Below are 18145 nucleotides of genomic sequence, written 5' to 3' on the forward strand. Positions count from 1 at the left end.
CCGACTCCAGAATCAACAAAAAGGTGATTATTCAACATAAAGGTGGTAAACGCCCCACCGAAACAATCCCACCAGAGAAACAGGCCATGTCCGAATTCAAATCCGATTTCCTTCGCACGCTGAAAGAGCGCGGCTTCATCCACCAGATCTCCGATGAAACCGGCCTCGACGACCTCCTGGCCAAGGAAACCGTGACGGCCTATATCGGCTTCGACCCGACGGCACCGAGCCTGCATGCGGGCGGTCTCATCCAGATCATGATGCTGCACTGGTTCCAGCAGACCGGCCACCGGCCGATCTCGCTGATGGGCGGCGGCACCGGCATGGTCGGCGACCCCTCCTTCAAGGACGAGGCGCGCCAGCTCCTGACGCCGGAAACGCTGAACGCCAACATCGCCGGCATCAAGAAGGTCTTCTCCAATTACCTGACCTACGGCGACGGCGCGAAGGACGCGCTGATGATCAACAATGCCGACTGGCTGCTCGGCATCAATTACCTCGAATTCCTGCGCGACGTCGGCCGGCATTTCTCGGTCAACCGTATGCTCGCCTTCGACAGCGTGAAGACGCGGCTCGACCGGGAGCACTCCCTGTCCTTCCTCGAATTCAACTACATGATCCTCCAGGCTTACGACTTCGTCGAACTGTCGAAGCGCTATGGCTGCCGTCTCCAGATGGGCGGCTCGGACCAGTGGGGCAACATCATCAACGGCATCGACCTCGGCCACCGCATGGGCACACAGCAGCTCTACGCGCTGACCTCGCCGCTGCTGACCACCGCCTCGGGCGCCAAGATGGGCAAGTCGCTCTCCGGCGCCGTGTGGCTGAACCCGGAAATGCTCTCGGCCTATGATTTCTGGCAGTACTGGCGCAACACGGAAGATGCCGACGTCTCGCGCTTCCTGAAGCTCTACACGACGCTGCCGATGGACGAGATCGCCCGCCTTTCCGCGCTCGGCGGTGCCGAGATCAACGAGGTGAAGAAGATCCTCGCGACGGAAGTGACGGCGATGCTGCACGGCCGCGAGGCGGCCGATCAGGCCGCCGAGACCGCCCGCAAGACCTTCGAGGAAGGTGCGATCGCTGAGAACCTGCCGTCGGTCGATGTCGCCGCGAGCGAGCTGGAAGCCGGCATCGGCCTCCTTACGCTCGTCGTCAAGGCCGGCCTCGCCACCTCCAACGGCGAAGCCCGCCGGCATGTGCAGGGCGGCGCGGTGCGCATCAACGACGCCGCGGTCTCGGACGAACGCCGCCTGATAAGCACGGCCGACATCTCCGCGGACGGCGTGATCAAGCTGTCGCTCGGCAAGAAGAAGCACATCCTCGTGCGCCCCGCCTGAGGAAGGCTGGCCGGATGAGCCGGGAAGCGGCGCTTTTCCGCCTCGCCTCGGCCGCGAGGGCATTTCTGGAACCGGCCTGGGTTCGCTGGCGACAAGCGAGCGGCGAACCCATTCCGGCAATCGCATCGCACCATACCTGTGGAAGAAGCAGTCTGTTCCTGCGTGACGCGCTCCGCCTGGAGGGCCATTCGGCGGAATGGGTCAATGGAATCCCGCGTTTCGCCGAGGCAGGCAAGGAGATCGGTCCGTTCGGCTTCTTCAGCGGCACGCGCTGGGAAAGCCATGCCTGGGTGATGAGCGGCAACCTCATCCTGGACATCACCGCCGACCAGTTCGGCGCCGATCCGGTCATCGTCACGTCCGTTTCCGACGCGCGTTATCGCGTCGGGAGCGGTGACACGGCCACTCCGCGGGCCATTCAGGCCCGGTGTGAAGCTGTCGAAACCCTGTGGCCTGACTGGCTGTCTCACCGGAAGACGCTGCATAGTCGGCAAGGCATCTGAGCCGGCGCGGCATTGCGTCGTCTCACTGGAACTCGAAGATGTTGCGGAAGACGCCGGGGGCGATGATCGAGAGCGGGTTGATGGTAAGCTTCGGCTTGTCGAAGGCGCCGGAGAGCTTGAAGGTGATGCCGATCAGGCCGCGGTCGTTGCCGTTGCCGAGGATGATGCCGATCAGCGGCAATTCCGCGAAGAGGCGGTTGAGGCCGTAGGCCGGCATGAAGGTGCCGGTCATCTCGGTCTGGCCGTTGGCATCGCGCACGGTGCCCTGGAACGTCGCCCCGACCGATTCGCCGCGCACCACACCATTGGCAAGTCTGAGCGCCCCGCCGCCCGCGCGCACCTGCGCGAAGGCGCGCGAGAACTTGACGGCGCTGACGTCGATTTCCCGGCGCACCGCATCGTTCAGGCTGCGGCCGCTTTCGCCAGTCGGCGTGGAGACGAGGGAGCGCAGCCGCTCTTCTCCGACCAGCGCGAAGTTGCGGATGTCGACGGAGCCGAGCCAGCCTCTGTTTGTCGTCTCGCGCAGGCGGACATTAAGGAGGCCGCCCCGCATGTGGCGGTAGATGTCCGCAAAACGCGCGACCGCGCCGGCATCACCGCCTGTCAGCTCGATGATATCGGTGTCGCCGCTCTTGGCCATCTGCGCGATCAGCGGCGCGCCGCCCGCCGTCACGGCGGAGAGATCGAGCGCCGCGATGCGCGTACCGGTCGTCGTGTAGCGGAAATTCACGTTCGAAAGGCTTTCGCCATTGAAACCGACCGCCCGTTTCAACCTGGCTTCGACGGTGGCGCCCTGCTTGTCTGCGCCGCCGCCGTCGCCCGTCGTGTTCTTCAGCCGCGCCAGCACGGCGCGCACATCCGCCACCTCGCCATCGGCGACCACCGCGTAACCGCCCTTGTTGCGGTCCACCTTCAGCCGGAAGCGATCGTCGGCCGAAAGCCGGACCGTCGAGAAGTTCGCCGATTGCAGCGAGGCACCGGTGAAGACGAGGTCGCCCGCCGCGCTGAAGCCGTCTCCGGCGAAGCGGAAATCGGAGACCTTCGTCTTGCCCTCCCTGGTCTCCGCGATCAGCGTGACCTTGCCGCCGATGCCCGCGCCCTTGGTCCAGCCGATCCACGGAATGGAGACGGCAGCGCCGCTGACATCCACCTCGACGCTGCGCGGCCCGTCGCCTTCCTGCTCCATGCGAAAGCCGATCTCGCCCTCCAGCACGTTCTCGAGGCCCGGCAGCAGCTTGGCACGCTCCTTGTTGTTCAGCGTACCCGACAGCACCGTCTTGCGCTTGAGGTCGGATGTCTTGCTGACCGGCTCGATCAATTCCAGATCCAGCGTCACGCCGTCGATGTCGGCCCTCGCGTCGAGATCGGCCATTTGCGGATCGATCGCCAGGAGGCCGCGAAGTCCCGTCACGTTGCGCCCGGCAATCGGCTTGCGCACGTCCACGTCATCGAGCGTCAGCGCGGCGGTCCACTGCGGGGGCGGCGGATTGTGGGCGGAGATCACCCCGAAATGCGCCTTCACCTTGGCCTTCACGTCACCGGTGAAGTCCTCGGGCGAAAAACCCGTCGCCGGCAGCGCGCGGATCGGGCGGTAGGTGACGAGTTCGGCGATGGCGTCCGCATTGCCCGCGACGTCGATGTCCATGTCCGCCATCAGCGGTTTGGTGTAATTGTCAGGCAGGACGAAGGTGCCGCCGGTCAGCGCCACGGACCGGCCGGACGGGAAATAGGCCGTGCCGCCGGTAATGCCGATTTCCGTGCGCGGACCGCGCAGGCGGAACGTTCCGGACGTGTCGCGCAGCGGCGGGATTTCACCCGCGACATTCATGCGCGCGCCCTCGATGTCGAAATCGATCTTCAACTCGTTCGCGTCGAGATGCATCGGCACGCCGGGCTCGCGCTCCCGCCCCTCGGCGAGGTAGAACTCGATGCGGCCATTGGTGACGGTGCCGCCAAAAATGTTCTTGATGACCCAGCTACGCGCCGTCTTGGCCATCCAGAAGGGCCAGAACTGCTTGACCGCCACCGATTGCAGCTCGCTGGCGATCATCACGAAGCTCACCTCCGGCTCCCGCTCGCCGAAGCGCATGGCGAGCGATCCGGCTACGTTGCCCTTCTCGCTCGATACCGCCATTTCCCCGAATTGCAGGCTCTTCGTTTGCGGCAGGTAGAAGCCGCTCACCTTGGCGTCGAAGCGGATCGGCGCCTCGGTCGAATCGATCGGCCGGCTGATGGCGTTGCTGAAGACGAGGTCGATGGCAAAACCCTTTTCGGCTCTGTCCGAGACCCGGTCGAGGTCTATGAGCCCGCCGGTGAAGGGGAAATGCGACTGGCCGACGCTGGCGCCCGCCGAGGCGAGCTCGATGGAGCCCTTGTCGAAATTGTAGGTCGCCTTCACCGAGGACGGGCGAAGCTCCGCGGCAATGCCGTCGCCATAGACCGCGCCGGCGGCGAGCTTCACGTCGAGGGCGAGTTCCGGCTTTTGCCCGTCCATTTCCCGCCTTGCCCCGATCGCGACGTCCGCCGTCGTGTCGAGCCCGGCATGCACCACGCCTTCGGCCGTGTGGCTCAGCAGGAAGTCGCCGAGCGCGATGTTGCGGATCGCCCCGTCCATGGTGCGCACGGAGCCGTCGCCGGTCCTTGCCGTCAGGTCGATCTCGCCCTCCTTGCCGTCGAGCGTGAAGGTGCCGCCGATCGACATGGTGCCCTCACCGTCCCGCGAGAACTGCAGGCTGGCGATGGACAGCACGACGGAACGGCCATTGGCCCCCTGGAACGTCGCGCCGAGATCGGAAATGCTGACCGTCTGCATGCCGTTGGCATCGATCAGGCGGTCGATGCCGTCGAGCCGCTCGAAGGTGGTTTCGAGATAGTCCGGAACGTCGGAAATGCGCAAGGCGGCAAGATCGAGCGGCTTGCTCTTCGGCAGCAGCGCCGCGTTGAACATGACGCCGTCCACGTCGAGCCGCGAGACGGCGATATGGCCGGAGGCGAGCGCCCACGGATCGAGCACGATGCCGACGGATTGCGTTGTCGCCAGTTCCTTGCCCGATTCGACCTCGATGATGCGGGCATCTTCCGCCTTGAGCGCGAAGCCGCTGAGACCGGCAAGGCGCAGGACCGTATGGTCGACCGACGCGCGATAGCGCGGCCCGAGCGCCTGGTTGAGTGCGGTGACCGCGCGCGCATTGAGCGTGCTGTCGAAAAGCCCGGTTTCGACGAGGCCGATGATGACGGCGCCGAGAAACAGGACGAGCGCGACGGCGGCGGCGGCGATGCGGCAGAGGATGCCCACGCGGCTCGCCTCGACGGCATGAAGCACGATGGGTTCGTGCGCCTGCGCGGACGGCAATTCGTGCAGCGGAACGATGTCCTGCTTGCGGAACACGACTTTCTCGCCGCGGATATCTCCCATCTCGCGCTGGTTTCCTCTTCACCTGCCGCCGCGTCACGTTACGGAATCGCGACACCTCGTCCGATCGCCGCTGGACGATTCTGCTGGTCACTATATATGCGGGAAGCCGTGTCCCTGACTCAAAAAGCCGGCCAAAGAAAGGAAATCCCATGGCAGAACTGGCCCCGGGCGTCGAAGCTCCGGATTTCACCCTTCCGCGCGATGGCGGCGGCAGCATTTCGCTCTCCGAATTCCGCGGCCGGCCCGTCGTGCTCTTCTTCTACCCGAAGGACGACACCGAGGGCTGCACGACGGAAGCGAAGGATTTCACGGCGGCAAGGCCGGCCTTCGACTCGGCCGGCGTCGCGCTCATCGGCCTTTCGCCCGACCCGGTGAAGAAGCACGACAAGTTCGTCAAGAAACACGACCTCGGCGTGCCGCTCGCCTCGGACGAGAGCCTCGAGACGCTGGAAGCCTATGGCGTGTGGAAGGAAAAGAGCATGTACGGCCGCACCTATATGGGCGTCGAGCGCACCACCGTGCTCGTCGATGCCGCCGGAAAAATCGCCGAGGTCTGGCCGAAGGTGAAGGTCAAGGGCCATGTCGAGGCCGTGCTCGAAGCCGCGAAGAAGCTTTAAAAATATACGACAAGGCGCTGGAATGATTGACCTTCCCCATATCGAAAGCCTGCGCGGCGGAACGACGGCCGCCATCATGGCCGCCGATCTCGACCTGAAGACCACGCTGGCGCAGGAGACCGCCCGCCGCTGGTTCGCCCGCACGCTTTCGATGCGCTCGCCGCGCGATCCGGCCCTGCCGAGCCGTCCCGGCCGGCCGGAGAAGCCGGAGCTCATTCCGCCCAAGCACATGGAGAAGCGCTCGCTGCACACGCAGAAGGGCCGCGTGGCGCTCCTCCACGCGCTCGCCCATATCGAACTCAACGCCGTCGATCTCGCGCTCGACATCGTCGCCCGCTTCACGACGGAGCGCGTGCCGCATTCCTTTTTCGACGGCTGGATGCAGGTAGCCTTCGAGGAGGCGAAACATTTCCGCCTCATCCGGGACCGCCTGCGCGATCTCGGCGCGGACTACGGCGACCTGCCGGCGCATGACGGCCTGTGGCAGGCGGCGCACGACACGCGCAACGACCTGACCGCGCGCCTTGCCGTGGTGCCGCTCATCCTGGAAGCGCGCGGCCTCGACGTGACGCCCACCCTGCAGGCCAAGATGCGCGAGACCGGCGATGACGCGAGCGCCGACATCCTCGACATCATCTACAACGACGAGAAGGGACACGTCGCCGTGGGCGCAAAGTGGTTCCGCTTCCTCTGCGCCCGCGAGAAGAAGGACCCGTCCGCCACCTTCAAGGAACTGGTGCGCACCAATTTCCGAGGTCCCCTGAAGCCGCCGTTCAACGATGTCGCCCGCGCCGAGGCTGGCCTCACGCCCTCCTTCTACCGCTCACTCGTTTCCGTCAGCCAGAGCTGATATTTGCGCCGCACAACCCCGGCGCGAAAGGCTTTATTAACCCTAACGAGGTGTAATTCTCCCAAGCTGAGACAGCAGAATCGGTCGGGGAGTAAACGGGTGGCGGAGCGTCCTGAAAACCGCATCTTCGGAAAGCGCGCGCAGCGGCATGTCGTGATCCTGGCAAGCGGCGACAAGATCCGTCACATGACCATCCGCCCCTGGATGGCCGCCGTCAGCTTCTGCTTTGCCGGCATGTTCACCATCGGCTACCTTGCCGCCACCTCCTATCTCGTCCTGCGCGACGACCTGATCGGCGCCACCATGGCGCGCCAGGCCCGCATGCAGCATGACTACGAGGACCGCATCTCCGCGCTGCGCGCGCAGGTCGATCGCGTCACCAGCCGCCAGCTCCTCGACCAGCAGGTCGTGGAGGAGAAGGTCGAGAAGCTGATGCAGCAGCAGCTTGCGCTTTCCCAGCGCCACGGCAAGCTCGACGCCCTTCTCACCCGCGCCGAAGGCGGCGGCGTCGAGGCAACGGATACCGTGCCCCTGCCGGACGAAAAGCCTGTCACCGATGGACGCCGCGCGGACGCCGCCGGCGCCATAAACGCCATCATGGGCATGACAGGCAGCGCGCCGCAGAAGACGAAGCAGCTCGCCTATGCGGCGCCGGGCGAATCGGTCGCCGACCGTGCCGACCGGCTGTTCTCCAAGGTCACGCTGTCGCTGAAGGACCTGGAACACGAGCAGATCGGCCGGATCCAGTCGCTGACGGCCGGCGCCTCGGAAACGGCGGATGCCATCCAGACCATTTTGCGCCGCAGTGGGTTCGACGTCACCGAGCAGGCGTCCGCCGAGGGCGATTCGGATACGGCGATCGGCGGCCCCTTCGTGGAGCCCGCCGCCTTCACCGATCCCTTCGAGAATTCGATCAACGACCTCGATATCGCACTGGAACGTCTCGACACGGCGCGCCGCACCGCGCGCAAGCTGCCGTTCGGCAATCCCCTGCCCGGCAGCAGCATCACCAGCCGTTTCGGCAACCGTACCGATCCCTTCCTCGGCCGTCTCGCGCTGCACGCAGGCATAGATTTCCGCGCCAGCACCGGCACGCAGATCCGCTCCACCGGCGCGGGCACGGTCATCGTCGCCGGCCGCACCGGCGGCTACGGCAACATGGTCGAGATCGACCACGGCGACGGCCTGACGACGCGCTTCGCCCATCTTTCCAGCGTGTCGGTCAAGGTCGGCGACCATGTCGAGGCCAACGATCCGGTCGGCCTTTCCGGCACGACGGGCCGCTCGACAGGCCCCCATCTTCACTACGAAGTACGCCGCAACGGCAAGGCCATCGACCCGATGCGCTTCCTCACGGCGGGCATGAAGTTGACGACCTACATGGATTGACGTAACGCAAGGCCGGGCGCCTTCGTATGACAAATTTGTCCGCTACAAAGTTCAAATCACTTGCGGATTCACCAAATTCACTGATTTCCTTGACTTTCCGGCACTTTCGGCATATTTGCGCTCCATCCTCGCGGCCATGTGGCTGCTGAACCCCTAGCGTTCGCAAGAACCGGAACGGAAACTGTTTTCCCTTTGACCACTTTTGCTGATCTTGGCCTGAGCCCGAAAGTCCTGTCCGCAGTCACCGACTCGGGTTACACCATCCCGACCCCGATCCAGGCTGGCGCCATTCCCCCGGCGCTCTCGCGGCGCGACATCCTGGGCATCGCCCAGACGGGCACCGGCAAGACCGCCTCCTTCGTGCTGCCGATGCTGACGCTGCTCGAAAAGGGCCGCGCCCGGGCCCGCATGCCCCGCACGCTCATCCTCGAGCCGACGCGCGAACTCGCCGCGCAGGTCGCCGAGAACTTCGAGAAATACGGCAAGAACCATAAGCTGAACGTCGCGCTGCTCATCGGCGGCGTCTCCTTCGACGAGCAGGACCGCAAGCTGGAGCGCGGCGCCGACGTGCTGATCTGCACACCCGGCCGCCTGCTCGACCATTGCGAGCGCGGCAAGCTGCTGATGACGGGCGTCGAGATCCTCGTCATCGACGAAGCCGATCGCATGCTCGACATGGGCTTCATCCCGGATATCGAGCGCATCGCCAAGCTCATCCCCTTTACCCGCCAGACGCTGTTCTTCTCGGCCACCATGCCGCCGGAAATCCAGAAGCTGGCCGACCGCTTCCTGCAGAACCCCGAGCGGATCGAGGTGGCGCCGCCCTCCTCCACCGCCAAGACGGTGACGCAGCGCTTCGTCGCCACCCACGGCAAGGACTACGAGAAGCGCGCGACGCTGCGCGACCTCATCCGCGCGCAGGACGACCTGAAGAACGCGATCATCTTCTGCAACCGCAAGGTCGACGTCGCCGACCTCTTCCGTTCGCTCGACCGCCACGGCTTCTCCGTCGGCGCGCTGCATGGCGACATGGACCAGCGGGCCCGCACGACCATGCTGGCCAACTTCAAGGAAAACAAGCTGACGCTTCTGGTGGCTTCCGACGTCGCGGCCCGCGGCCTCGACATCCCGGACGTCAGCCACGTCTTCAACTTCGACGTCCCGATCCATGCCGAGGACTATGTCCACCGCATCGGCCGCACCGGCCGTGCCGGCCGCTCGGGCGCAGCCTTCACCCTTGTATCCAAGCGCGACGGAAAGTTCGTCGACGCCATCGAAAAGCTGATCGACCAGAAGGTCGAATGGCTGAGCGGCGGCATCGAGGACCTGCCGCAGCAGGCCGAGAGCGAGGAGCGTGAACGCCCCCGCGGCGGCCGTGATCGCGGTGGTCGTGACCGCGACCGTGATCGTTCGCGCGGCCGTGGAAAGAGTGAAACCCGCGTAGCGGAAACCCGCATCGAGACCAGCGAGACCGAAGAGAAGGTGGACGTCGTGAAAGCTGAACGCAAGGCGGAAGGGCGGCCGCAGACTCCCGCTCGCAATCCGCGGGCCGCAAACCATGCCGCTCCGCGTCCGGCCAATGACGACAGCCGCGATCGCCGCAATCGCTATCGCCGCGACGAGGACGATGGTCCGACGCCGCTCGGCTTCGGCGAAGACGTTCCGGCCTTCATGCTGATCGCCGGCAAGGCCTGATCCCTATCCATGCCCATTCCCGGCATCGACGTGCCAGGCCTCGGTTGCGGCCTGGCGCTTTTGCGTGAGGGCAGGCTTCTGCTCTACCGGCGCCTGCGCGCGCCGGAAGCCGGAACGTGGAACATCGTCGGCGGCAAGATCGATCACATGGAACGCGCGATCGACAGCGCCCGCCGCGAGGCGGAAGAGGAAACCGGGCTTTCCATCGGCGCCGTCGATCTCCTGTGCATTTCCGAGCAGATCATCGCGGAGGAGCGCCAGCACTGGCTCTCGCTCATCTATGTGAGCGAGGATTTATCCGGCGAACCGCGCGTCATGGAGCCGGAGAAGCTGCCGGAATTCGGCTGGTTCCCGCTCGACGCCCTGCCGACGCCGCTATCGCGCTTCGCGGCCGATGCCGTGAAGGCGCTCAAGACGCGTCACCTGGCGCGCAGCGCCGCCTCGTAGGCCCGCCGCACCCAGATGCCCATCTCGTCCGGATCGTCGAAAGCTTCGTCGGGGATCGACCAATAGGGCATCTTCACCGGCTTGCCCTGCTTTCCCTCATAGAACCACTGCCGGCAGCCGGCAGCCGCGAAGTCGGGCGCGCTCTCGTCGTCGGCCTTCAGCAGGATCTCGCCAAACACTTCCAGCGCCAGGATGCGGCCCTGGTGGTAGATGCCCTTGCCGCCGAACATGCGCTTGATCGTCACCGGCCCCAGCGCCTGGAACATTTCCTCGATCGTATCGCGATCCATGTCTACCCTTTCAGAATGCCGCCCGCGGCGACGACCGCCTCCGGCGTATCGACATCGATATGCGCCGCCTGGCCGATCTCCACGTCGACCACATCGAGCCCCGCGCTCTCGACAATATGCCGCGCGCCGACATCGCCTTCTAGATGAAGAATGGCGGCGAAGGTCGACCGGGGCAGCACGACGGGGTTGCCGCGCTTGCCGCCCGAAACCGCCCGCACGATGGCATGTCCGCCGGCAGCAGCAAAGGCATCAAGCAGCATGCGCACATCCGCGCCGGTGACATGCGGCATGTCCGCCAGCATCACCACGACGCCGTCGCAGCCCGGCCCAAGCATGGAAACGCCTGCCCGCAGGGACGTCGACATGCCCTGCGCGTGATCCGGGTTGCGCACGATATCGATCGCGAGCCCGGCAAGCTCCGCCTCGATCTCCTCCGCCCGGTGCCCCGTCACGACCAGAACCCGTGACGGCTTGGCCGCAAGCGCCGCCTCCACGGAGCGGCGGACGAGCGCTTCGCCGTCGAAGGCGGCGAGCAGCTTGTGGCTGCCCTTCATGCGGCTGGCGCGGCCGGCGGCGAGCACCAAAGCCGCGACGGACAAGGGCCGCTCCGGCGCGCGCAGGTCGCGCGGCTGCGGCCGGCTCGGGATTTCCGCAAGAAGCCCGCCAACGCCCATGCCCGTTATCTCCTGCGATCCCGGCGTCTCGCCGGCGAAAATGCGGGCAAGAACCCAGTCAAAGCCGTTTTCCTTCGGGCTGCGCGCGCAGCCAGGCGCACCGAGCACCGGCACCGTCCCGACGCGCGCCAGCACCAGAAGGTTTCCCGGATCGACGGGCATGCCGACATGCTCGACAATACCGCCCGCGGCGCGGATGGCAGCGGGAATCACATCGTTCGCATCGGTGACGGCCGACGCGCCGAAGACGACGACAAGGTCGTTTTCCCGCACGGCCCGGCGGATGGCATCCGCAACCTCAGCCGTGCGGTGCGGCACCCGTATCTCGTCCGTCAACCGGCTGCCGGACGGGTGCAGGCGCTGTTCGAAAAGCCGCCGGGTCTTGTCCATGACGGAAACCTTGAGCGTCGGCAATTGCGAGGCGACGAGGCCGACGCGGTGCGCCGCAAACGGCTTGACCTCCAGCGCCCGGCCCGCCGCCAGCACCGCCGCCGCCGCGCGCGCCAGCCTTTCGGGCACAGCGAGCGGAATGATCTTGATCGTCGCCACCATGTCGCCGGCCGAAACGCCGGCATGATCCGGCAGGGTGGCGATGGTGATGGACGAGTCGATGCGATTGAACCGGTCGATGGCCGCACGGTCCGCGATGAAGAGACCGTTCGCCTTGGCATGAAGGTTGATGCGGCCGGTGGCGGGCGGCGTGAAGGCGAGATGGTCGGGCTCGATGGCCGCCGCGATCAGCGCAGCGGCCTCGTCCTCACCGATATCGCCCTCCTCAAGACGCACCGCGATCACGGTCGCTACGCCGGCAGCGGCGAGCGCCGTGCGGTCCTCGACAGTCACCACATGCCCCTTGTGCAGCGAAAGCCCCTCCGCCCGCACGCCATGCGCCAGCCGCGTGCCGACTGCCTCGGCGACCGGAATTTCCCCGAAGATCATGATGCCGCCCCGCGCAGCGGCCGGCGGCGCAGATGCTCGATGATGTCGGCCAGGACCGCGACGGCGATCTCCGCCGGGCTTGCGGCGCCGATATCGAGGCCGATGGGCGCCGATATGCTTGCGATCTCCGCTTCGCCATGCCCCATTTCCTTCAGGCGCTCGACGCGCTTGGCATGGGTCTTCCGGCTGCCGAGCGCACCGACATAGAAACAGCCAGCGGACAATGCCTGCGACAGGGGAAAATCGTCGATCTTCGGATCGTGCGTCACCGCCACGAGCGCCGTATAGGGATCGAGCGGACGCGTTTTCAAACCGTCCTCCGGCCACTCCGCCACGAGATCGATACCGGCGAATCGTTCTTCCGTGGCAAACGCCGTGCGCGGATCGATGATGCAGACGTCAAAACCGGCGACCATGGCCATTCGCGCCAGCGCCTGGCTGATATGTACCGCGCCGATGACGACGATGCGCGCCGGTGGCAGGTGAACGTTCAGGAAGAATTTCCGGTCTTCCACCTCCACCACGCCGGATTTCCCCGAGCGGAAAGCATTCGCGATACTCTCGCCCAACGGCCCGGCAACGGGATCGCCCTCGCAGATCACCCGGTCGCGCCCGTCGCCGAGGTCCGTCAGGTGGATGACGGCGCGGCGCGCGGCGCGTTCCCTGTTCAGTTTTCGCAGCAGATAAGGATCCATCAGCCCACCCGTTCCACATAGACGCGGATGCGCCCGCCGCAGGAAAGCCCGACGCGCCAGGCGGTTTCATCGGCAACGCCGAACTCCAGCATGCGCGGCTCGCCGTCGCCTATCACTTCCATCGCCTCGCTGATCACCGCGCCCTCGACGCAGCCGCCGGAGACGGAGCCATGGAAATTGCCCTTGCCGTCGATGACCAGATGGCTGCCGACCGGGCGCGGCGCTGAACCCCAGGTCTCCACCACCGTGGCGAGCGCCACCATGCGTCCGTCGTCCATCCAGCGTTCCGCGGTCGCCAGAGGGTCCAGCATATCGGTCGCGTCCATTCTTCTCCTCCTATGCAGCCGGCAGGAAACGACGGGGATCGCCGGCGCCACGCCGTGCCTCGCCGGACAGCGCCGCCACCAGATCCGCCATGGCCTCCAGATTGTGCACCGGGCGCAGCTCGTCCACATGCGGCAGCATGGCCCGCACGCCGCGCGCCCGCGCCTCGAAGCCCTCGAAGCGCAGCAGCGGATTGAGCCAGACAAGCCGCCGGCAGGAACGGTGCAGCCGGTCCATCTCCTTTTCGAGCAGGTCGATGCCCTCGCGCTCCAGCCCGTCGGTGATCAAAAGCACGACGGCACCTTGCCCCAGCACGCGGCGCGACCAGAGCCGGTTGAACACCTGCAGCGTCTCGCCGATGCGCGTGCCGCCGGACCAGTCGCTGACCGTCTGGCTGCAAGCCTCGACGGCGAGATCGGGATCGCGGTGGCGCATCTGGCGCGTGACGTTGCTGAGCCGCGTGCCGAACAGGAAGGCATGGGTGCGGCGCCGCTGCTCGCCGAGCGCATGCAGGAAATGCAGGAAGATGCGCGTGTACTGGCTCATCGAGCCGGAAATGTCGGCCAGCACGACGAGCGGCGGCGCGACCCACTTCGGTTCGCGGTGCCGCGGCAGGATCAGCGCACCGCCGGTGCGCATGGCGTGGCGCATGGTGGCGCGGGCATCGATCGTCACCGGCCGGTTGCTGCGGCGAAAGCGGCGCGTGCGCACCTCGTCCAGCGGCAGCACGAGATTGGCGATCGCCCGCTTGGCCTCGGCAAGCTCAACCGCGCTCATCTGGGCGAAATCGGTCTTGCGCAGCATCTCGCTGCCGGAGGCGGTGAAGCGGGAGTCGATCTCGATATCCGGCTCGTCGCGCGGCGGACGCCGGTCCTCGCGTCCGCCGAACAGCGCGTCGGAGACACGGGTTTCCCCCGCCTTGCGCTTCTCCCGTTCCTCATGCCGCGTCACGACCGGCGACATCAGGGCGATCATTTTTCCGACGAGATCGCGCGAGCGCCAGAACAGCCGGAAGGCCTCGTCGAAAACGGCACCGTCCTCGTGGCGCTTGACCAGCGTCGCATGCAGCGCGGTATAGAATTCCTCCCTGTCGACGATGCCGATCGCCTGCACCGCCTCGATGGCATCCGTCACCGACGCTGGCCCAAGCCGCAGGCCCGCCTTGCGCAGCACGCGGGCGAAGAACACGATATTGTCGGCCAGCCGTCCATCCATGGCGGCGCCCGTCCCGTCGCTGCCCGCCGCGTTCATCATCATCACCCCGCCGCCAGACCGGTTTTCACCTCGTCGAGCAGTTTGCGGCCCTCCGCGCCCTCGATGCGGGCGATGTCGTCCTGGTATTTGAGCAGGGTGCCGAGCGTGTCCGACACCGTTTCGGGGTCGAGCGCCACCCGGTCGAGCTCGGTGAGCGCCGTCGCCCAGTCGATGGTTTCGGCAACGCCGGGGTTCTTGAAGAGGTCGAGCGTGCGCAGCTTCTGCACGTAGGCGACGATCTGCTGCGAGAGCAGCGCGTTGCAGCCCGGCACCTTGCGGCGGATGATCTCCAGCTCCTGCGCGGCCGCCGGATAGTCCACCCAATGGTAGAGACAGCGCCGCTTCAGCGCGTCGTGCACCTCACGGGTCCGGTTCGTGGTGATGATGACGATGGGCGGCTCGGCGGCGCGGATCGTGCCGAGCTCCGGCACGCTCACCTGGAAATCGGAAAGCACTTCCAGGAGGAAGGCCTCGAAGGCCTCGTCGGTGCGGTCGAGTTCGTCGATCAGGAAGACCGGCGCGCGCCCGTCCGGCGAGGACAGCGCCTGCAGCACCGGCCGGCGGATCAGGTAGCGCTCGGAGAAGATATCGGCTTCGATGCGGCCACGATCCGTGGTGCCGGCGGCTTCGGCAAGGCGGATCTCCAGCATCTGCGCCGGATAGTTCCACTCGTAGACCGCCGAGGAAATATCGAGGCCCTCGTAGCACTGAAGGCGGATCAGCGGCCGGTCAAGCGCCGATGCCAACACCTTGGCGATCTCCGTCTTGCCGACGCCGGCCTCGCCCTCCAGGAAGAGCGGCCGCTTCATGCGCAGCGACAGGAAAAGCACGGTCGCCAGCGCGCGCCCAGCGAGATAATTGCCCGCCGAGAGCATATCGACGGTTTCGTCGATCGATTGCGGAATGTGTCCAAGTTTATAGGGCACGCAACTCCTCCAGTCCGGAGGATGAACTTATAGCGTGCGGTAGCCCCGGTCCATATAGAGAAGCGCCGGTTTGTGCTCGCCGAAGGAAACGCCCAGCACTTCGCCGATCAGCACCATATGCGTCGCCATGACCTTGAACTCGACGAGGCGGCAATCGAAGGCGGCGAGCGCATCCTTCAGAACCGGCGCGCCGGTCACCAGCTCCTGCCAGTTGCCCATGGCGAAACGCTCTTCCGAGGTCAGCGCCGGGTTGCGGCCGGAAAACGCATTGGCAAGGTCGATCTGGTCGGCGGCGAGCGTGTTGAGCGCGAAGCGGCCGCTCTTCTCGAAGACCGCATTTTTCGGGTTGGAGGCGTTGACGCAGGCCAGCACCATGGCGGGATTGTCCGACACCGAGCAGGCGGCGGTGATCGTGACGCCGCGCTTCTCGCCCTCATGTACCGTCGTCACGATCTGCACATGCCCGGCATAGCGGCTCATGGCATCACGATAGAGCGACGCGTCCACCAACAATCTGTCCAACACGACGTTCTCCTTTGACACAGGAGATACATGGCGAAAGTGAAGAAAAATGTAACCCCCGAAGTCGAATTTTCCTGTCTTGCCAGAGACAAACGGCGTTTTGTGAAGATATTTCTCTTTGACGCCCCAGGCGCGATCCTTACAAAGGGCGTGATCGCAATCCATGGATTGAGAATGAGAACCGCCTTCCTTGCCAGCCTGCTCGCCGCTTCAGCGCTCGCCGCCTCGCCCGCAGCCGCCGCCGGCCTCACCTTTGCGGTCGTCGCACCGAAGGAAGGACCGCTTGCGATTCTCGGCCAGCAGGTGCGCGACGGCGCGCGTTTCGCGGCCGAAGCGAACGGCGACAAGGTGATGGAGATCGCGGAGGCCTGCGACGATACCGATGGCGAGCGCATCGCCACTGACATCCTCGCCGCGGATGCCGTCGCGGCCGTCGGCTTCCTGTGCACGGAAGGGCTTGCGGCCGCGCTGCCGGCGCTCGCCGAGGCCAAGGTGCCGGCGATCACGCTGTCCGTGCGTTCCGGCATCCTCATGGAGGATGCGCTGAAGAAGCGCTGGCCGCTCTTCCGCCTCGCGCCCGGCCCGAAGGCTGAAGCCGACAAGGCGGTCGAGATCATCACCCGCGACTGGAAGTCCGAGCCCTTCGCCCTCATCGACGACGGCACCATCCACGCCCGCGAGCTCGTCGAAACGGTCCGGCTGCGGCTGGAAGAGGTCGGCATGAAGGCTGCCTTCGTCGACACGTTCCGCCCGGCGCAGGAACAGCAGCTCACGCTCGTGCGGCGCCTTGCCAAGACCGGCGTGACGCATGTCTTCGTCGGCGGCGACCGGACGGATGTCGCGGTGATCGCCCGCGATGCGAAAGCAGAGAAGACGCCGCTCGCCCTTCTCGGCGGCGAGGCCCTGCTCGGCGCCGATCCGCTCGTGCCGATGACGGAGGGCGTGGAGGCCATTGCCTTGCCCGACTACGGCACGCTGCCCGAGGGCCGGCCGCTCGCGGCGTCGATGCTGGAAAAGGATATCGTCGCGGAAGGCTATGTCCTGCCGGCCCATGCCGCCGTGACGGCGCTCGCGACGGCGGCGGCGGCAGGCGGCGACCTCATGGAAAAGCTTGCCGCCGGCAGCTTTGCGACGGCAGTCGGCACCGTGGCGTTCGGCGCGGATCATGAGATGCGTGAAAATCCCTATGACCTGCTCGTCTGGCGCGCGGGCGCCTTCGTGCCGGCCGAAACTGCCCCGGAAAGCGAATAGATGAAGCCCGGTCCGAGGAACCTCATTACCGATGTCGCCGGCCTCACGGTCGGCAACGCGACGGACCATCGCCTGCGCTCCGGCGTCACAGTCGTTCTGTGCGAGGAGCCGGCGACGGCGGCCGTGCAGGTGCTCGGCGGCGCGCCGGGCACGCGGGAGACGGACCTGCTGGAGCCGCACAACACGGTGCAGACCGTCGATGCGCTGGTTCTGTCCGGCGGCTCGGCCTTCGGCCTCGATGCGGCCTCCGGCGTGCAGGCGGGCCTGCGCGAGGCGGGGCGCGGCTTTGCCGTCGGCCCCTTTCGCGTGCCGATCGTGCCCGCCGCCATCCTCTTCGACCTGATGAATGGCGGCGACAAGGACTGGGGCCGCTACCCGCCCTATCGCGAACTCGGCTACGCCGCGCTGGCCGATGCGGGCACGGATTTCGAAACCGGCAGCACCGGAGCCGGCACCGGAGCGCTGACGGCCACATTCAAGGGCGGCCTCGGCTCGGCCTCCAGCATTCTCGATTGCGGCTTCACGGTCGGCGCCCTTGTCGCGGTCAATGCGCTCGGCTCCGCAACGGTCGGTGACAGCAGGCATTTCTGGGCCGCGTCTTTCGAGGAAGGTAGCGAGTTCGGCGGGCTCGGCCTGCCCGCGCCCTTCCCGGCCGACGCCCGGACGCCGCGCACGAAAATGTCACGCCGCCCCACCGGCACGGAAAACACCACGATCGCCGTCATCGCCACCGATGCGGCGCTCACCAAGGCAGAGGCCAAGCGCCTCGCCATCGCCGCCCATGACGGCTTCGCCCGCGCGCTCTGGCCGGCGCATACGCCGCTCGACGGCGACCTCGTCTTCGCGCTCGCGACCGGGAAAAGCGGACGCTCGCCCGCGCCGGAAGATTTCATCGAGCTTTGTGCGGCGGCGGCTTCCACCATGGCCCGCGCCATCGCCCGCGGCGTGCATGATGCGAGGTCCCTGACCGGAGACGTCATGCCGAGCTGGGCAGGGCGGTAATTCGCCCGTTGT

Annotated in this window: 17 protein-coding genes; 9 read left to right on the forward strand and 8 right to left on the reverse strand. The window is 66.3% G+C overall.

The window, feature by feature from the left end; all coding sequences use genetic code 11:
- Nucleotides 1-86: 86 nt before the first annotated feature.
- Together tyrS and Q9316_RS09755 are read left to right on the forward strand one after the other, a co-directional pair.
- Nucleotides 87-1340: a tyrosine--tRNA ligase gene (tyrS, locus tag Q9316_RS09750; protein ID WP_306034974.1), complete on the forward strand. Its 1254-nt coding sequence runs from the start codon at nt 87-89 to the stop codon at nt 1338-1340.
- 14 nt (nt 1341-1354) lie between these two features.
- A complete protein-coding gene (locus Q9316_RS09755) occupies nt 1355-1843 on the forward strand; it encodes a hypothetical protein (RefSeq protein ID WP_306034975.1) in 489 nt (162 codons plus the stop codon).
- Between the two features lie 22 nt (nt 1844-1865).
- Here the strand turns inward: Q9316_RS09755 and Q9316_RS09760 are convergent, their stop codons facing one another.
- Complete coding sequence (locus Q9316_RS09760) at nt 1866-5258, reverse strand: YhdP family protein (protein WP_306034976.1); 3393 nt, start codon at nt 5256-5258, stop codon at nt 1866-1868.
- A 149-nt stretch (nt 5259-5407) separates the two neighbouring features.
- Here Q9316_RS09760 and Q9316_RS09765 point away from each other — a divergent pair, with 149 nt between their 5' ends.
- From Q9316_RS09765 to Q9316_RS09785, 5 genes are all read left to right on the forward strand, one after another.
- Complete coding sequence (locus tag Q9316_RS09765; RefSeq protein ID WP_306034977.1) at nt 5408-5875, forward strand: peroxiredoxin; 468 nt, start codon at nt 5408-5410, stop codon at nt 5873-5875.
- A 22-nt stretch (nt 5876-5897) separates the two neighbouring features.
- The gene (locus Q9316_RS09770; protein WP_306034978.1) at nt 5898-6725 is read left to right on the forward strand and encodes a ferritin-like domain-containing protein; all 828 of its coding nucleotides are present in this window, start codon (nt 5898-5900) and stop codon (nt 6723-6725) included.
- A gap of 99 nt (nt 6726-6824) precedes the next feature.
- Nucleotides 6825-8114, forward strand: a complete 1290-nt coding sequence (locus Q9316_RS09775) for a M23 family metallopeptidase (protein ID WP_306034979.1) — start codon at nt 6825-6827, stop codon at nt 8112-8114.
- 192 nt (nt 8115-8306) lie between these two features.
- On the forward strand, nt 8307-9809 hold the full coding sequence (locus Q9316_RS09780; RefSeq protein ID WP_306034980.1) for a DEAD/DEAH box helicase: 1503 nt from the start codon (nt 8307-8309) through the stop codon (nt 9807-9809).
- Nucleotides 9810-9818: 9 nt separating this feature from the next.
- Complete coding sequence (locus Q9316_RS09785) at nt 9819-10256, forward strand: NUDIX domain-containing protein (RefSeq protein WP_306034981.1); 438 nt, start codon at nt 9819-9821, stop codon at nt 10254-10256.
- Here the strand turns inward: Q9316_RS09785 and Q9316_RS09790 are convergent.
- From Q9316_RS09790 to Q9316_RS09820, 7 genes are all read right to left on the reverse strand, one after another.
- Nucleotides 10229-10546, reverse strand: coding sequence for a TfoX/Sxy family protein (locus Q9316_RS09790; RefSeq protein WP_306034982.1), 318 nt, complete (start codon nt 10544-10546; stop codon nt 10229-10231). The genes Q9316_RS09785 and Q9316_RS09790 overlap by 28 nt on opposite strands.
- A gap of 2 nt (nt 10547-10548) precedes the next feature.
- Nucleotides 10549-12159, reverse strand: coding sequence for a molybdopterin-binding/glycosyltransferase family 2 protein (locus Q9316_RS09795; RefSeq protein ID WP_306034983.1), 1611 nt, complete (start codon nt 12157-12159; stop codon nt 10549-10551).
- Nucleotides 12156-12854, reverse strand: coding sequence for an XdhC family protein (locus Q9316_RS09800; protein ID WP_306034984.1), 699 nt, complete (start codon nt 12852-12854; stop codon nt 12156-12158). The genes Q9316_RS09795 and Q9316_RS09800 overlap by 4 nt, the downstream gene beginning before the upstream one ends.
- Complete coding sequence (locus tag Q9316_RS09805; protein ID WP_306034985.1) at nt 12854-13180, reverse strand: XdhC family protein; 327 nt, start codon at nt 13178-13180, stop codon at nt 12854-12856. The genes Q9316_RS09800 and Q9316_RS09805 overlap by 1 nt, the downstream gene beginning before the upstream one ends.
- 10 nt (nt 13181-13190) lie before the next feature.
- Nucleotides 13191-14435, reverse strand: a complete 1245-nt coding sequence (locus Q9316_RS09810) for a vWA domain-containing protein (RefSeq protein WP_306034986.1) — start codon at nt 14433-14435, stop codon at nt 13191-13193.
- Complete coding sequence (locus Q9316_RS09815) at nt 14435-15307, reverse strand: AAA family ATPase (RefSeq protein WP_306035263.1); 873 nt, start codon at nt 15305-15307, stop codon at nt 14435-14437. The genes Q9316_RS09810 and Q9316_RS09815 overlap by 1 nt, the downstream gene beginning before the upstream one ends.
- A gap of 78 nt (nt 15308-15385) precedes the next feature.
- Nucleotides 15386-15838: a flavin reductase family protein gene (locus Q9316_RS09820; RefSeq protein ID WP_371877999.1), complete on the reverse strand. Its 453-nt coding sequence runs from the start codon at nt 15836-15838 to the stop codon at nt 15386-15388.
- A 216-nt stretch (nt 15839-16054) separates the two neighbouring features.
- Here Q9316_RS09820 and Q9316_RS09825 point away from each other — a divergent pair, with 216 nt between their 5' ends.
- Both Q9316_RS09825 and Q9316_RS09830 read left to right on the forward strand, forming a co-directional pair.
- Nucleotides 16055-17131: an ABC transporter substrate-binding protein gene (locus tag Q9316_RS09825; RefSeq protein ID WP_306034988.1), complete on the forward strand. Its 1077-nt coding sequence runs from the start codon at nt 16055-16057 to the stop codon at nt 17129-17131.
- Nucleotides 17132-18133 carry a P1 family peptidase gene (locus Q9316_RS09830; RefSeq protein WP_306034989.1) on the forward strand — a complete coding sequence of 334 codons (1002 nt, stop codon included), beginning with the start codon at nt 17132-17134 and terminating at the stop codon, nt 18131-18133. It begins immediately after the preceding gene.
- The last annotated feature ends 12 nt before the right edge of the window (nt 18134-18145 follow it).

It is taken from the genome of Shinella zoogloeoides (assembly GCF_030733845.1).
GTDB classification, from domain to species: Bacteria; Pseudomonadota; Alphaproteobacteria; order Rhizobiales; family Rhizobiaceae; genus Shinella; species Shinella zoogloeoides_C.

Coding starts and splice junctions, on each gene's coding strand:
- tyrS (WP_306034974.1), top strand. CDS start 87: ATGTCCGAATTCAAATCCGATTTCCTTCGCACGCTGAAAGAGCGCGGC.
- Q9316_RS09755 (WP_306034975.1), top strand. CDS start 1,355: ATGAGCCGGGAAGCGGCGCTTTTCCGCCTCGCCTCGGCCGCGAGGGCA.
- Q9316_RS09760 (WP_306034976.1), bottom strand. CDS start 5,258: ATGGGAGATATCCGCGGCGAGAAAGTCGTGTTCCGCAAGCAGGACATC.
- Q9316_RS09765 (WP_306034977.1), top strand. CDS start 5,408: ATGGCAGAACTGGCCCCGGGCGTCGAAGCTCCGGATTTCACCCTTCCG.
- Q9316_RS09770 (WP_306034978.1), top strand. CDS start 5,898: ATGATTGACCTTCCCCATATCGAAAGCCTGCGCGGCGGAACGACGGCC.
- Q9316_RS09785 (WP_306034981.1), top strand. CDS start 9,819: ATGCCCATTCCCGGCATCGACGTGCCAGGCCTCGGTTGCGGCCTGGCG.
- Q9316_RS09790 (WP_306034982.1), bottom strand. CDS start 10,546: ATGGATCGCGATACGATCGAGGAAATGTTCCAGGCGCTGGGGCCGGTG.
- Q9316_RS09795 (WP_306034983.1), bottom strand. CDS start 12,159: ATGATCTTCGGGGAAATTCCGGTCGCCGAGGCAGTCGGCACGCGGCTG.
- Q9316_RS09800 (WP_306034984.1), bottom strand. CDS start 12,854: ATGGATCCTTATCTGCTGCGAAAACTGAACAGGGAACGCGCCGCGCGC.
- Q9316_RS09805 (WP_306034985.1), bottom strand. CDS start 13,180: ATGGACGCGACCGATATGCTGGACCCTCTGGCGACCGCGGAACGCTGG.
- Q9316_RS09810 (WP_306034986.1), bottom strand. CDS start 14,435: ATGATGATGAACGCGGCGGGCAGCGACGGGACGGGCGCCGCCATGGAT.
- Q9316_RS09815 (WP_306035263.1), bottom strand. CDS start 15,307: ATGCTCTCGGCGGGCAATTATCTCGCTGGGCGCGCGCTGGCGACCGTG.
- Q9316_RS09820 (WP_371877999.1), bottom strand. CDS start 15,838: ATGAGCCGCTATGCCGGGCATGTGCAGATCGTGACGACGGTACATGAG.
- Q9316_RS09825 (WP_306034988.1), top strand. CDS start 16,055: ATGAGAACCGCCTTCCTTGCCAGCCTGCTCGCCGCTTCAGCGCTCGCC.
- Q9316_RS09830 (WP_306034989.1), top strand. CDS start 17,132: ATGAAGCCCGGTCCGAGGAACCTCATTACCGATGTCGCCGGCCTCACG.